General features: G+C 69.7%; 15 protein-coding genes. 11 read left to right on the top strand and 4 right to left on the bottom strand.

What is annotated here, in order from left to right; all coding sequences use genetic code 11:
- The first annotated feature begins 72 nt into the window (after positions 1-72).
- The 3 genes from Q0Q47_RS24935 to Q0Q47_RS24925 all read left to right on the top strand — a co-directional run bounded on the left by Q0Q47_RS24935 (position 73) and on the right by Q0Q47_RS24925 (position 3,827).
- Positions 73-1,086 (top strand): iron ABC transporter substrate-binding protein, encoded by a 1,014-nt coding sequence (locus tag Q0Q47_RS24935; protein WP_293866520.1) that lies wholly within the window; start codon positions 73-75, stop codon positions 1,084-1,086.
- Positions 1,087-1,218: 132 nt separating this feature from the next.
- The gene (locus tag Q0Q47_RS24930; protein WP_293866517.1) at positions 1,219-2,715 is read left to right on the top strand and encodes an iron ABC transporter permease; all 1,497 of its coding nucleotides are present in this window, start codon (positions 1,219-1,221) and stop codon (positions 2,713-2,715) included.
- Entirely contained in the window at positions 2,712-3,827 is a 1,116-nt protein-coding gene (locus tag Q0Q47_RS24925) for an ABC transporter ATP-binding protein (protein WP_293866514.1), read from the top strand. The genes Q0Q47_RS24930 and Q0Q47_RS24925 overlap by 4 nt, the downstream gene beginning before the upstream one ends.
- 7 nt (positions 3,828-3,834) lie before the next feature.
- Here Q0Q47_RS24925 and Q0Q47_RS24920 read toward each other — a convergent pair whose 3' ends face one another.
- Positions 3,835-4,953: a mandelate racemase/muconate lactonizing enzyme family protein gene (locus Q0Q47_RS24920; RefSeq protein WP_293866511.1), complete on the bottom strand. Its 1,119-nt coding sequence runs from the start codon at positions 4,951-4,953 to the stop codon at positions 3,835-3,837.
- 157 nt (positions 4,954-5,110) lie between these two features.
- On the opposite strand from Q0Q47_RS24920, the gene Q0Q47_RS24915 reads away from it, so the two are divergent.
- The 8 genes from Q0Q47_RS24915 to Q0Q47_RS24880 all read left to right on the top strand — a co-directional run bounded on the left by Q0Q47_RS24915 (position 5,111) and on the right by Q0Q47_RS24880 (position 11,759).
- Positions 5,111-5,800, top strand: coding sequence for a GntR family transcriptional regulator (locus Q0Q47_RS24915; protein ID WP_293866509.1), 690 nt, complete (start codon positions 5,111-5,113; stop codon positions 5,798-5,800).
- Between the two features lie 8 nt (positions 5,801-5,808).
- Positions 5,809-6,480, top strand: a complete 672-nt coding sequence (locus Q0Q47_RS24910; protein ID WP_293866506.1) for an amino acid ABC transporter permease — start codon at positions 5,809-5,811, stop codon at positions 6,478-6,480.
- A 6-nt stretch (positions 6,481-6,486) separates the two neighbouring features.
- Positions 6,487-7,140 carry an amino acid ABC transporter permease gene (locus Q0Q47_RS24905; RefSeq protein WP_293866503.1) on the top strand — a complete coding sequence of 218 codons (654 nt, stop codon included), beginning with the start codon at positions 6,487-6,489 and terminating at the stop codon, positions 7,138-7,140.
- Between the two features lie 25 nt (positions 7,141-7,165).
- Positions 7,166-7,951: a transporter substrate-binding domain-containing protein gene (locus Q0Q47_RS24900; RefSeq protein WP_293866500.1), complete on the top strand. Its 786-nt coding sequence runs from the start codon at positions 7,166-7,168 to the stop codon at positions 7,949-7,951.
- Positions 7,952-8,024: 73 nt separating this feature from the next.
- Positions 8,025-9,134, top strand: a complete 1,110-nt coding sequence (locus tag Q0Q47_RS24895) for an enolase C-terminal domain-like protein (RefSeq protein ID WP_293866497.1) — start codon at positions 8,025-8,027, stop codon at positions 9,132-9,134.
- 5 nt (positions 9,135-9,139) lie between these two features.
- Positions 9,140-10,174 carry a zinc-binding alcohol dehydrogenase family protein gene (locus Q0Q47_RS24890; RefSeq protein WP_293866494.1) on the top strand — a complete coding sequence of 345 codons (1,035 nt, stop codon included), beginning with the start codon at positions 9,140-9,142 and terminating at the stop codon, positions 10,172-10,174.
- A complete protein-coding gene (locus Q0Q47_RS24885; protein ID WP_293866491.1) occupies positions 10,171-10,932 on the top strand; it encodes an SDR family oxidoreductase in 762 nt (253 codons plus the stop codon). Before Q0Q47_RS24890 ends, Q0Q47_RS24885 begins: the two co-directional genes overlap by 4 nt.
- Positions 10,933-11,057: 125 nt before the next feature.
- Complete coding sequence (locus Q0Q47_RS24880) at positions 11,058-11,759, top strand: RraA family protein (RefSeq protein ID WP_293866488.1); 702 nt, start codon at positions 11,058-11,060, stop codon at positions 11,757-11,759.
- 39 nt (positions 11,760-11,798) lie between these two features.
- Here the strand turns inward: Q0Q47_RS24880 and Q0Q47_RS24875 are convergent, their stop codons facing one another.
- The 3 genes from Q0Q47_RS24875 to Q0Q47_RS24865 all read right to left on the bottom strand — a co-directional run.
- Positions 11,799-12,278 carry a hypothetical protein gene (locus tag Q0Q47_RS24875; protein ID WP_293866485.1) on the bottom strand — a complete coding sequence of 160 codons (480 nt, stop codon included), beginning with the start codon at positions 12,276-12,278 and terminating at the stop codon, positions 11,799-11,801.
- Positions 12,279-12,366: 88 nt separating this feature from the next.
- Positions 12,367-12,519 carry a hypothetical protein gene (locus tag Q0Q47_RS24870; protein WP_293866482.1) on the bottom strand — a complete coding sequence of 51 codons (153 nt, stop codon included), beginning with the start codon at positions 12,517-12,519 and terminating at the stop codon, positions 12,367-12,369.
- Positions 12,520-12,857: 338 nt separating this feature from the next.
- The coding region (locus tag Q0Q47_RS24865; protein WP_293866479.1) for a tetratricopeptide repeat protein at positions 12,858-13,038 on the bottom strand (181 nt) is incomplete at its 5' end.

Here is a 13,038-nt window from a genome sequence, read left to right as displayed (position 1 = left end):
TAATTGTTGACGCGTTCTGTCCAGTTGCCCTAGCTGTCGCCCCGTAACGCCGTGTTGATGGGACTGCAGGACATGCTCAGAGACTTCCCCCGCCTCGTCAGGGGCCTCGTGGTGGCGCTGGCCGCCTTTGCGGCAGCGCCGGCCGTGGCACAGGGCAACGGCCCGCTCGTCGTCTACAACGCCCAGCACGACACGCTGACGCAGGCCTGGGTCGATGCCTTCACCAAGGAAACCGGCATCAAGGTCGTGATGCGGCAGGGCAGCGACATGCAGTTCGCCAACCAGATCGTGCAGGAAGGCGCGGCCTCCCCGGCCGACGTGTTCCTGACCGAGAACTCGCCCGCCATGGCGGTCGTCGAGCGTGCCGGCCTGTTCAAGCCGCTGTCGCCAGAGCTCCTGGCGCTGGCGCCGGAGCAGTTCCGTCCGTCGAGCGGCAAGTGGGTCGGCATCGCCGCGCGCTCCACCGTGTTCGCCTACGACAAGCGCAAGCTCAACGCCGACACGCTGCCCAAGTCGATCATGGACCTCGCCAAGCCCGAGTGGAAAGGCCGCTGGGCCGCCTCCCCGTCCGGCGCCGACTTCCAGGCGATCGTCAGCGCGATGCTCGCCCTGAAGGGCGAGGCCGCCACCCGCGACTGGCTCGTGGCCATGAAGCAGAACTCGGTGGCCTATCGCGGCAACAGCACCGCCATGAAGGCGGTGAACGCCGGCGAGATCCAGGGCGCGGTGATCTACCACTACTACTGGTTCGGCGACCAGGCGAAGACCGGCGAGAACAGCGGCAACGTGGCCCTGCATTATTTCCGCGGGCAGGATCCGGGCGCCTTCGTGTCGATCTCCGGCGGCGGCATCCTGGCCTCCACCAAGCGTCCGACGGAGGCCGAGGCCTTCCTGCGCTTCGTGGCGGGCAAGGGCGGCCAGGAGATCCTGCGCACCGGCAACGCCTTCGAGTATGCGGTGGGTGTCGGCCAGGCCTCCCATCCCAAGCTCGTGCCGCTCGACGACCTGCAGTCCCCGAAAGTCGATCCGACCAAGCTTGACAGCCCCAAGGTGATCGAGCTCATGACGGCTGCCGGTCTCCTGTGAGGCCTGGCCCCCTTCAGGTCCACTGATGCGAGGAGCCGCGTGTCGGCAGTGACATCCAGAGTGCCCGGCCGCCGGTCCCCCGGCGGCTGGTGGCGTTTGCGGGGCGGCGATCCCGGGCAGCGGGCCAGCGCGATGACGTGGGCCGCGCTCCTGGTCGCCCTGCTGTCGCTCGTGCCGCTGGGTTTCGTGGCGTGGGCGGCCATCCACGCGGGCGGCCCGGTCGTGGTCGCGACGCTGCTGCGGCCCCGCGTGCTGGAGCTCCTCGTCAACACGCTGCTCCTGGAGGCGCTGACCCTTCCGCCCGCCATCGCGCTGGCGCTGGCGACGGCCTGGCTCACGGAACGCACCGACCTTCCCGCCGCTCCCGCCTGGGCCTGGCTTGCAGTCGCCCCGCTCGCCGTCCCCGCCTTCGTCCAGAGCTACGCCTGGAACACCCTGGCGCCCGGCTTCCACGGCCTGTGGGCCGCCGTGGCCGTGTCTGTCCTCTCCTACTACCCCTTCCTCTACATGCCGATCGCCGCACAGTTGCGGCGGCTCGATCCGGCGCTGGAGGACGTGGCCGCTTCGCTGGGCAACGGCCCCTGGCGCCGTTTCCACCGCGTCGTCCTGCCGCAGCTCCGCCTGGGCATCGGTGCAGGCTCCATTCTCGTGGCGCTGCACCTGCTGTCCGAGTACGGCCTCTACGCCATGATCCGGTTCGACACCTTCACGACCGCGATCATGGACCAGTTCCAGTCGTCCTACGGGGGCCCGGCCGCCGACATGATGTCGGCGGTGCTGGTGGTGATGTGCCTGGCTCTGCTGTTCGGCGACGGCCTCCTGCGGCGCAACGAGCGCTACGCCCGCCTGGGACCCGGCTCGGCGCGGGTCGCGCCCCGCGTGCGGCTGGGCGCCTGGCGCTGGCCCAGCATCGCGTTCCTGGTCCTTTGCGCGGCGCTGGTGCTCGGCGTGCCGGCCGTCATCATGGGGCGCTGGATCGTGGCAGGCGGGACCGAGATCTGGCGGCCTGAGCTCGTCTCCGCCTTCTGGCAGACCGTGGCGCTCTCCACCGCGGGCGCGGCCGCCACCACCGTCGCGGCCTTCCCGATGGCCTGGCTCTGCGTACGCCGGCCGGGCTGGGCCCAGCGCGTGCTCGAGGCGTGCCATCTCTACGTCTCGTCGCTGCCGGGCGTCGTCGTCGGCCTCGCGCTGGTGGCGGTGACGGTGCGCGTCGCCCAGCCCCTCTACCAGACCGCCGCCACGGTGATGGTCGCCTATGTGCTCCTGTTCCTGTCCCGGGCGCTCGCCGGCCTGCGGCCGAGCCTCGCCCAGGCGCCCGTGGAGCTGGAGCGGGCGGCGCAGGCGCTCGGCCGCTCGCCCATGCGCGCCACGCTGGAGGTCACCTTGCGGCTGGCGGCGCCCGGCGTCGCCGCGAGCTTCGGCCTGGTGGCGCTCGGCACCGCCACCGAGCTCACGGCCACGCTGATGCTGGCCCCCAACGGCACGCGGACGCTGGCGACCGCGTTCTGGTCGCTCACCAGCGAACTGGACTATGCCGCCGCGGCCCCCTATGCCGCTGTCATGGTGATCGCGACCCTGCCCCTGACCCTGATCCTGCACGCGCAGTCGCGGCGGATGTCCGGCCGATGAACGACCTCGTCATTCGCGGCCTGGCCAAGCGCTTCGGCCAGGTCGAGGCGCTCGGCGGCGTGGACCTCGACGTGAAGGCGGGCGGGCGCACGGCCATCGTCGGGCCGTCGGGATCGGGTAAGTCGACGCTCCTGCGCCTCGTCGCCGGCTTCGAGATGCCGGACGAGGGCACGATCAGCCTCGGCGACCGGCTGCTCGCCGGCCCGGGCGCGGTGGTGCCGGCGCACAAGCGCGGCATCGGCATCGTGTCGCAGGACGGCGCGCTGTTCCCCCATCTGAGCGTTTCGGACAACATCGGGTTCGGGCTCGAGGCCGGCGAGGACCGCGGCAAGCGCATCGCCGGGCTCATGGACGCCGTCGAACTCGCCCGTTCCATGGCCGACCGGCGCCCCCACGAATTGTCGGGCGGCCAGCAGCAGCGCGTCGCGCTGGCCCGCGCGCTGGCGCGCCGGCCCGGGCTGATGCTGCTCGACGAGCCCTTCTCCGCCCTCGACACCGGCCTGCGCCAGAGCATACGCGACGTGGTGGGCCGCGTGCTGCGCGAGGCGGGCATCGGCAGCATCCTCGTCACCCATGATCGGTCGGAAGCGCTCTCCTTCGCCGACCAGGTCGCGGTGATCCGCGATGGGCGCTTCGCCCAGGTGGGCTCGCCGCAGCAGGTCTATCTGCACCCCGCCGATCCCGACACCGCCCTGTTCACGGGCGATGCGGTGATCCTGCGCGGCACGGCGGGACCGGAGGGCGTGCGCTGCGCGCTGGGCCTCGTCGCCGCCGAGCCCGGCGGGCGCGTCGGGCCCGTCTCGATGATGCTCCGCCCGTCGCAGATCGAGTTCCGCCCCGCGCCGACGGGCGCCGCGGCCACGTTCGGCGCGGCCGGCCGCGTCCGGCAGGTGATCTTCGAGGGCGGGCACTCGGCCGTGACGGTCGAGATCCTGGACGAGGCTCCGGGCTCGCCGACGGCCGGCCTGCTGGGCCTGCTCCACCTCACCTGCCCGAGCCCGAAGGCCCCCTCCCCGGGGTCCGCCGTCGTCATTACGGTCACCGGCTCGGCCCACGTCTTCGCACAGGCCCCGGCCCAGGCCGGAACCTCGGGACCGCCGCGGTTCGACTAGCTGCGGTTCAGGACAGCGGCTTCCCGAAGCGGGAGAACGCCTCCGCCTTGGGCGTCGTGCTGGCGCCAGGCTGCTGAGGGCGCGCGAAGAGGCCGTCTCGCACCGCGATCGGCTCCTCGAACTGGTCCTTGATCCAGGGGATGTATTCCAGGATGCCGCTTGCCGGATGCCACGTGCTCAGGTGCACGTGCACCTGGCTCATCTCGCCGGCATGGGGGGCCACCGGCAGCCGGTTGGCATGAGCGAGATCCGCCACCTGGATGTATTCCGAGATGCCGCCGAGCCGCGTCACGTCGGGCTGGACATAGGCGACGGCCCCGGCCGAAACGAAGGCATTGAAGGCATCCACCGTGTAGAGCTGCTCCCCGAGCGCCACGGGAATGGACGTGGAGCGCGCCAGTTTCGCGTGTCCCGCCACGTCGTCGTACCAGAGCGGCTCCTCGAACCAGAAGATGTCGAGGTCGCGCGCCAGCGTGCAGAAGCGCTGGCAGGTGGGAAGGTCCCACTTGCCGTTTCCATCGATGGCGATCCGCACGGCCGAGCCGAGCCGCTGCCGCAGCGCCGCCAGCCGCGCGATGTCCGTGCCGGGATCGGCGTGGCCGACCTTCACCTTGATGCGGGTGAAGCCTTCCTCCTCCACCGCCCGGGCGGACTTGTCGATGAGCGTGGGCAGGTCGAAGGAGAGCCAGCCGATGTCCGTGTTGTAGGCTTCCACGGGCGCCGGCCGCGCGCCGCCCAGATGCTGCCAGAGCGGCACGCCGGCACGCTTGGCGGCGAGGTCCCACAGGGCGACGTCGACGGCAGCCAGAGCCAGGTGGGTGATGCCCGCGCGTCCCACCCATTGCAGGGCGGGATTGCGAGCGAGCTTCGTCCAGAGCCGGGCATGGTCGCCCGCGTCCTCGCCCAGCAGGAGCGGCGCGTAGCAATGGGCGATGCACGAGGTGACGAGCCGGTCCGACGGCAGGTGAGCATGCGTTCCGGTGAAACCGTATCCGACCAGCCCGTCGGACGTGGCAATGCGGGCGCCGACCACCCCCCAGTGCGTGATGCTGTGGGTCGAGTCGGAGATCGAATCGCTGGTCAGCGGCAGGTGCAGGATGAACGGGTCGACGGAGACGATCTTCACGGTGTTTCCCTTCCGTGGGCCGGCGGGCGCCGCGCGGGCCGCGGCCTGACCCGCCTGTGACCCTCGACCCATACACGGCTCCGGGTGCCAGCAAAAATAAAATTTTTTATTTTTAATTTTTCTTGCCTGGCGAGCCGCGATGCGCTGATCTGGAGGCATGAGCGTGATCAAGACGACATTGGCCGAGCAGGCCTATCGGGAGCTGCGGTCCCGCATCGTCGGCGGCCAGCTGGCGGGTGGGCAGCGGCTCCTCGTCAACGAGCTGGCGGCGGATCTGGGCATCAGCCCCACGCCGGTGAAGGAGGCCTGCCTGAGGCTGGAGGCCGACGGGCTGGTGACCACCGTTCCGCGCCGCGGCATGGTCGTGCGCAGCCTCACCGAGACGGATGTCGAGCAGCTCTATGCGGCCCGCATCCTGATCGAGAAAGGCGCGGTCGAGGTCGCGTTCGAGACCGGCCGCATCGATGACGCGCTGGTGCGCCGGCTGACGCGCGCGGTCGAGCAGCACCGCCGCTACGCCACGAGTTCCTCCCTCGACGATCTCGCCAAGGCGCTCACGCATGACCGGCTCTTCCACAGCGCCCTGGTGGACGCGGCCGGGATCCCGATGATCTCGGAGACGCATGCCCGCATCGTGAGCCAGACGCACACGGTGTTCGTGTCGGTCCCCGGCGACTACAGCCGCTCCGTCGAAGAGCACGAGGACATCCTGGCGGCCGTCGTGGCGCGCGACTGCGCCAAGGTCGTCGAGGCCATGCGCCGCCACCTGGAGCGCAGTCGCAAGAACACGCTCCACCTGTTCAGCGTTCTCGCCGGGCGACAGGCCCCGGCCTCCCTCACGGCGTGAGCGGGACCATGGGCTACCTCGACTTCTCCGGCATCCTGTCGCGCAGCGACCTGTTCGTGCACGGCGCGCTGCTGACGCTGATCCTCTCCGCCTCGGCCCTGGTGCTGGGCACGATGCTCGGCATGGTCGGGGCCGCGATGCGTCGGTCGCGCTCGCGGATCCTGTCGGGGATCGCCATGGGCTATGTGGAGCTGATCCGCAACACGCCCTTCCTGGTGCAGATCTACATCGTCTATTTCGGGCTGCCGGCGGTGGGCCTGCGCATCTCCGAGATGGCGGCCGCGGTGCTCTCGCTCACGCTCTATGCAGGGGCCTACCTCACGGAGATCATCCGTGCGGGCATCGACACGGTCGGCAAGGGCCAGCGGGAGGCCGCCCTGGCGCTGGGCCTTCGCCCCCACCAGGTGTTCCGCCACGTCGTGCTGGTCCCTGCCCTTTCGGCGATCTACCCCGCCCTGACCAGCCAGTTCGTCCTGATCATGCTGGCCTCCAGCGTGGTGTCCGCCATCTCGGTGCCGGAGCTCACGGGCGTGGCCAACGACATCCAGGGCCAGACCTTCCGCAGCCTCGAGGCCTACCTGGTCGTCGCGGCGCTCTATCTCGGCCTGACGGCCGTGTTCAAGACGGCGTTCGGCGCGGTCGACCGCTCGCTGTTCACGTTCCGCGCGGCGGAGCGGTAGGCGGCCATGTTCCAGACCTTCGGCCTGAACCACGTCGGCTTCCTGCTCCAGAGCACGACCTGGACGCTGCTCCTGTCGGCGATCGCGCTGGTGGGCGGGGCCGTCGGCGGTGCCCTCATCGCGCTTATGCGGATCTCCGGCAACCGCTGGGTCGACGGGATCGCGCGGGTCTACATCTACGTGCTGCAGGGCACGCCGCTGCTGGTGACCCTGTTCATCGTGTATTTCGGCATCGCCGGACTTGGCTTCGATCTGCCGGCGCTGGCGGCGGCGGCCATCGGCTTCACCCTCTACAGCGGTGCCTTCCTCGGCGAGATCTGGCGCGGCGCGGTCCAGTCGGTCGGCCGCGGCCAGTGGGAAGGCGCTTTCGCGCTGGGCCTGGGCTGGTGGCGGACGATGCAGAAGATCGTGGTCCCCCAGGCCGTCCGGGTGGCCCTGCCGCCGACCGTCGGGTTCTGCGTCCAGCTGGTCAAGAACACCGCGCTCGCGTCCATCGTCGGCTTCATCGAGCTGACGCGGGCCGGCCAGATCGTGTCCAGCGCGACGTTCCAGCCCCTCCAGGTCTACCTCTGCGTCGCGGCGATCTACTTCGCGATCTGCTCGACGCTCGCCTACGCCAGCCGCCGCCTCGAGCAGCGACTGGCCACCACGCCCGCCTGAACCAATCAACAGGGAGGACTTCATCATGAATCTCAGAAATCTCGCCATGGGTCTCGTGGCGCTTGCCGCCACGGTGCTTCCGGCCAAGGCCCAGACCACCACGAGCACGCTCGACGCCGTGATCCAGCGCGGCGTGATCAACGTCGGCGTCGGGCTGGGCACCCCGCCCTACGGCCTGATGGACGCCAACATGCAGCCCGACGGCTACGACGTGTCGCTGGCCAAGCTGATCGCACGCGATCTCGGCGTGAAGGTGAACCTGGTCGACACGACCGCGGCCAACCGCATCCCCAACCTCACCTCCGGCAAGCTCGACATCGTCATCTACTCGTTCTCGATCACGGCCGAGCGCGCGCGGACCATCGCCTTCACCAACACGGTCTACGTCGACAGCCAGGTCTACGTCAGTGCGTCGGACAAGCCCGCGACCAAGCTCGACGACCTCGTCGGCAAGAAGACCGGCGTCACCCGGGCCAGCACCAACGACATCGTCATGACCCGCAAGGCCCCGCAGGGCGCCACCGTGCAGCGCTACGAGGACGACGCGTCCACCTCGCAGGCCCTTCTGGCCGGCCAGGTCGAAGGCATCGTGACCAGCGGCGCGCTGGCCCGCGCCATCGAGCAGCGCAATCCCAAGCTGAAGGTCCAGTTCATCGTGTCGCAGGCGCCGATGGGCATCGGCCTGCGTCGCGGCGACGCGGACTTCCTGCACTGGCTCAACACCGAGATCTTCATGCTCCAGACCAATGGGGAGATCGGCGAGCTGCAGCGCAAGTGGATGGGCGGCGAAGTCGAACTGCCCCGCTTCTGACGAGGACACGGTCCTGGATCCGTCCAGGACCGCTCCCTCCCGTGTCGATGCCGCCGGACAAGGGCCAGCTATCATGAAAATCACCGACGTGAAGGTGCGCTGCTGCCAGCGCCGGCCCGGCGAGTTCGCGGCCAACGCGTTCCGCACCGGCGACCTCGCCAAGTTCGAGTTCATCGTGGTCACCATGACCACCGACACGGGGCTGGAGGCCACCACGTTCGGCTTCGCGGGTCGGTCGGCGGCCGGCGCGGGCCGGCTCATCGCCGACACGCTGCGTCCCTTCTTCCTGGGGCGCGACCCTCTGGACCGGGAGAAGGCGTGGCACGACTTCCGGGTCGCCGATCGCTGGTGGGGCCACCTGCCCATCTACGGCTACGGTCCTTTCGACACCTGCCTCTGGCTGCTGTCGGCGCTCGATGCCGGACAGCCGCTCTACAAGTATCTGGGCGCCTTCCGCGACAGCGTGCCGGTCTATGCAAGCTCGATGATCCTGGCCGACCCGCAGGCCTATGTCGCGGAGGCGCTGCGGGCCAAGGCCGAAGGCCTCAAGGCCTACAAGCTCCACACGCCGGGCCACGACCTGGACTACGACATCGACGTGCATCGCAAGGTTCGCGAGGCGGTGGGCCCGGACTACCGGCTGATGTCGGACCCGGTTTCGATGTTCAACCTGGAGCAGTCGATCCGGTTCGGTCGCGAGCTCGAGCGGCTCGGCTACTACTGGCTCGAGGAACCGCTCTACGACGAGGACGTCCACGCGCTGCGCGAGCTCACGCGCACGCTCGAGATCCCGGTCGTGGGCACCGAGGTGCTGGCGAAGCACCCCTACAGCATCGCCGAGTGCATCGCGACGCGGGTGGTCGACCGCGTCCGGGCCGACGTGTCGTGGACCGGCGGCGTCACCGGCGTCATGAAGACGGCGCGGCTGGCCGAAGCCTTTGGGGTCAATTGCGAGGTGCACACCTCGATCTTCCACCCCCTGGAGATCGTGAACCTGCATTGCGCGGCCGCGATCAAGAACTGCGACTTCTTCGAGGTCCTCTATCCGATCGAGAATTTCGCGTTCGGGCTGAAGGCCCCGCTGCCGATCCGCGACGGCATGGCCACTCCGCCGGACGGCCCGGGCCTCGGCGTCGAGATCGATTGGGACGACATCGACAACTGCACGATCGCACAGGTGTGACGGGCATGCGCGCGCTTCAACTCGAAGAGCCCGGCCGCATCAGCATCGTGGAGCGGCCCTGGCCGGCGGCACCCGGCGCGGGCGAGGTCCTCGTGCGCGTGCGCATGGTGGGCTACTGCGGATCCGACCTGACCTCGTTCCGGGGTGCCAACCCGCTGATCTCCTACCCCCGGGTGCTGGGCCACGAGATCGCCGGCACGGTGGAGGCGCTCGGCGACGGCGTCGACGGCCTCGCCCCCGGGCAGGCGGTGACCATCCTGCCCTACTTCAACTGCGGCTCCTGCCACGCCTGCCGCATGGGCCGGCTCAACGCCTGTCGCAACAACCAGACCATGGGCGTCCAGCGCGAGGGCGCCATGACCGGTGCCGTCGTGGTGCCGGCCACCAAGGTGGTTGCCGCCGAGGGACTGCGGCTGCGCGATCTCGCGCTGGTCGAGCCGCTTGCGGTCGGCTTCCACGCGGTGCGGCGGGCGGATATTCAGGCGGACGAGACGGTGGTCATCCTGGGCAGCGGGGTCATCGGGCTCGGCGCCTTGCTCGGGGCCCGTGCCCGCGGCGCGAGGACGATCGCCGTCGACCTGAGCGCCGAGAAGCTCGACGTGGCGCGCCGCCTGGGCGCGGACGAGGTCGTCGATGCGTCGCGCGAGGACGTCGCCGACCGGGTGCGGGCATCGACCGGCGGCGAAGGCAGCGACGTGGTGATCGAGGCCGTCGGCTCGGCCGTGACCTTCCTCCAGGCCGTCGACATCGCCGCGTCCTGCGCACGTGTCGTCTATGTCGGCTACGCCAAGCATCCCGTGGCCTACGACACCAAGCAGTTCCTGCTGAAGGAACTCGACATCCGGGGATCGCGCGGCTCCCAGCTGCAGGATTTCGATGCCGTGGTGGCCTGGCTGCGACAGGAGCCCGACACCTCGCAGACCATCGTCTCCCGGATCGTGCCGCTGGACGAGGCGCCCGACGCCATGGCCGCGTGGGACCGGGAGCCCGGCGCCTTCACCAAGATCATGGTCAGGCTCGACGGGGAGGACGAGGCATGAGCCTCGATGCGATCTTCGGATTGAAGGGTCACCACGCGCTGGTGACCGGGGGCGGCAGCGGCCTCGGGCTGGCCATCGCCCGCTGCTTCGCGCAGGCCGGGGCACGCGTCACGATCGCTGGGACCAACGCGGAGAAGCTCGCTGCCGCCGTTCCGGAGCTCGGGCCGGAGGCGGGGCACGCGGTGTTCGACGTGACGCGGGTCGAGAACGCGGGAGCCTTCGCCGACGACGTCGCCGTGCGGAGAGGCCCGGTCTCGATCCTCGTCAACAACGCCGGCAACACCCGGAAAAAGGCCCTGGGCGAGATGACCCAGGACGAGTTCGACGCGGTGCTCGACGTTCACGTGCGCGGCGCCTTCGCTCTCTCGCGGGCCTTCCTCTCGCAGCTGCGCGCGGCGCGGGGCAGCATCCTCTTCACCGCCTCGATGAGTTCGTTCCTCGGCATTCCCAACGTCATCGGATACTCCGCCGCCAAGGCGGCACAGGCCGGCATGGTCCGCGCGCTCGCCACCGAGCTCGCGCCCGACGGGGTGCGGGTGAACGGGGTGGCGCCGGGCTGGATCGACACCGCCCTGCTCCAGCAGGCGACCCGGACCGATCCCGAACGGCTGCGCAGGATCATGGGCCGGATCCCGATGGGCCGCTTCGGCGAGGCGAGCGACATCGGCTGGGCCATGACCTACCTCGCCTCGCCCGCGGCAGCCTACGTGACCGGCCACGTCCTCGTGGTCGATGGCGGCGCCCTGCACGGGTTCTAAAGCGGTCGACCTGATTGCGTCATGTCGACCGCTCCAGCTTCTTTTTTTGTCGCATTTTCTTTCGACGAACCGGAATCCACTTCGTCGGAAAATGCTCAAGGGGCCATTCAAGGGGAGACAGAGCGATGACCACAGGGTCAGCGGCGGCCGGTGACGCCGCCCTTTTCGAGATGCTGAGAAGTGACCTCTTCACCGCCGTCATCGGCGACGTGCTGGACGTGATGGGCTACCGTCGCCAGTTCCTCAGCCCAGGCATCGCTCCGTTGCAGCCGGGCATGAAGATCGTGGGCCGCGCCATGCCCGTGCTGGAGGCGGACGTGTTCTCGGATGGCGACGCCGGCTCGATCGGGCCGCTGGCGCGCAAGCCCTTCGGCCTCATGATGGAGGCTCTCGACGACCTGCGGGAGAACGAGGTCTACGTGGCCACCGGCTCGTCGCTGCGCTACGCGCTGTGGGGCGGCCTCATGTCGACGCGCGCACAGATCCTCAAAGCGGCGGGCGCGATCCTGGATGGCTTCGCGCGGGATGCCGGGGAGATCGAGGCGCTGGGGTTCCCCGTGTTCAGCCGGGGTCTCTATGCGCAGGACCAGGGGCCTCGGGGCAAGGTCATCGACTATCGCTGCACGGTCGAGATCGGCGGCGTCCGCGTCGCGCCCGGCGACCTCGTCTATGCCGACCGCGAGGGCGTGCTCATCATCCCGCGCGAGGCGGAACAGGAAGCGATTGCCCGCGCGCTCGAGAAGGCCAGTACCGAAAACCGGGTCGCCAAGGCGATCCGGGGTGGCATGAGTGCCTGCGAGGCTTTCGCGACGTTCGGCGTGATGTGACCGCCGCTGCCGAGGGCGGGCGGCAGACGCTCGTCGCGTCTACTGCGGCAGGTCGAACGTCAATCCGACCGCGGCGCCGTCGCCCGCCCGCTTGCGCAGGGCCTGGGGACCGGCGGTCCTGAAGCCGTCTCCGGAGAAGGCCCGTGTCCGGGGCAGCACCGTCCCCCGGCGGCGGTTGGAAACGTCGTCGACGCTGGTGGCCTGGCCATCGCCGGCGCGCAGGGACCCGATGCGGCCGTCCAGGTTCACGCCGCCGGCCAGGGGAATGGCGACGGACGGGTCCTGGTCGTCGTCGTCCTGCTGGGAGGAGGCCGGCTTCGGCGCCTTGACCCGCGCAGTCGCAGGGGCCGTTCTGGCCGTGGTGACCTTACGCTCGCGAGAAGGGGCGACGGCTGCGCAGGGCGCCGAAGTGGGCGACGTGATCGAAGCTCCGGCGGAGGCGCAGGAGGCCAAGGCCCGTCCAGGGGCCACCGCGAGAGCGATGACGGCGAAGGCCGTGGCTGCGAGCTTGCTGAACATCGTCCGGTCCATCGATCCGGACGCAGGATGCGACGCCAAAGCGGCCAAAGCGCGGCGGCCTCGGCGATCGTGCTCGGGCCGTCGGCGTCTAGCGGGCGCCGCGGAAGATGTCTTTGACGTCCTGGACCATCGAAGGGCAATACGGCCTCATGGTGTTGCACGCCTCGGTGCTGTAGCGCCACTGGAAGGCGAAGGCGTCGACGGCCACGAACGCGAGGGCCAGAATCACCAAAGTGCGCATGCTCTGCTTCCCGATTGCCAGTGCCCTCGAGAGGGCCGGACGGGATGTCTCTCCCGTCGCGCCCCCGTCGAGGTTCAGCCGACAACGGCTCAGCCTCCGCGGGGTTCCAGCGTACTCCGCAGCACGCGTCCCGCGGGGCGTCTGCGGTTGGGGCCGGCATCCCGCTGAACGAGCCCCTTGTCGCCCTGGCGGACGAATCGTGGACTGAACGGGTGGTAAGGCTTCTCGCGGACGAACACTCGCCGCGCGGGTCGCATTCGCGACCACGTCGCGGTCAGCCTTCCCGGGCTAGGCTCGGCCGGGGCAGACGCAAGCCGGAAAGACCATACCTCCTCACCTCAATCAGTATGAAGCGGAAGGTGAGCGGCAGCCGTCGAGAGATGGTCAGGACCCAGCATACGCTCGCGGATTTCGAGCGCCTTGCGATAGAGCGGCTCCGCCTCACCCGCCCGCCCCTGGGCGTCCAGATTGGAAGCCAGGTTGTTGTAGCTCGCAGCCGTCGAGGGATGGTCAGGACCC

It is taken from the genome of uncultured Alsobacter sp., from assembly GCF_945952055.1.
GTDB lineage: Bacteria > Pseudomonadota > Alphaproteobacteria > Rhizobiales > Beijerinckiaceae > Alsobacter.
This window is presented reverse-complemented; position numbering and strand designations above follow the sequence as displayed.

Coding starts and splice junctions, on each gene's coding strand:
- Q0Q47_RS24905 (WP_293866503.1), top strand. CDS start 6,487: ATGTTCCAGACCTTCGGCCTGAACCACGTCGGCTTCCTGCTCCAGAGC.
- Q0Q47_RS24880 (WP_293866488.1), top strand. CDS start 11,058: ATGACCACAGGGTCAGCGGCGGCCGGTGACGCCGCCCTTTTCGAGATG.
- Q0Q47_RS24870 (WP_293866482.1), bottom strand. CDS start 12,519: ATGCGCACTTTGGTGATTCTGGCCCTCGCGTTCGTGGCCGTCGACGCC.
- Q0Q47_RS24915 (WP_293866509.1), top strand. CDS start 5,111: ATGAGCGTGATCAAGACGACATTGGCCGAGCAGGCCTATCGGGAGCTG.
- Q0Q47_RS24895 (WP_293866497.1), top strand. CDS start 8,025: ATGAAAATCACCGACGTGAAGGTGCGCTGCTGCCAGCGCCGGCCCGGC.
- Q0Q47_RS24885 (WP_293866491.1), top strand. CDS start 10,171: ATGAGCCTCGATGCGATCTTCGGATTGAAGGGTCACCACGCGCTGGTG.
- Q0Q47_RS24900 (WP_293866500.1), top strand. CDS start 7,166: ATGAATCTCAGAAATCTCGCCATGGGTCTCGTGGCGCTTGCCGCCACG.
- Q0Q47_RS24925 (WP_293866514.1), top strand. CDS start 2,712: ATGAACGACCTCGTCATTCGCGGCCTGGCCAAGCGCTTCGGCCAGGTC.
- Q0Q47_RS24930 (WP_293866517.1), top strand. CDS start 1,219: ATGACGTGGGCCGCGCTCCTGGTCGCCCTGCTGTCGCTCGTGCCGCTG.
- Q0Q47_RS24910 (WP_293866506.1), top strand. CDS start 5,809: ATGGGCTACCTCGACTTCTCCGGCATCCTGTCGCGCAGCGACCTGTTC.
- Q0Q47_RS24875 (WP_293866485.1), bottom strand. CDS start 12,278: ATGTTCAGCAAGCTCGCAGCCACGGCCTTCGCCGTCATCGCTCTCGCG.
- Q0Q47_RS24935 (WP_293866520.1), top strand. CDS start 73: ATGCTCAGAGACTTCCCCCGCCTCGTCAGGGGCCTCGTGGTGGCGCTG.
- Q0Q47_RS24890 (WP_293866494.1), top strand. CDS start 9,140: ATGCGCGCGCTTCAACTCGAAGAGCCCGGCCGCATCAGCATCGTGGAG.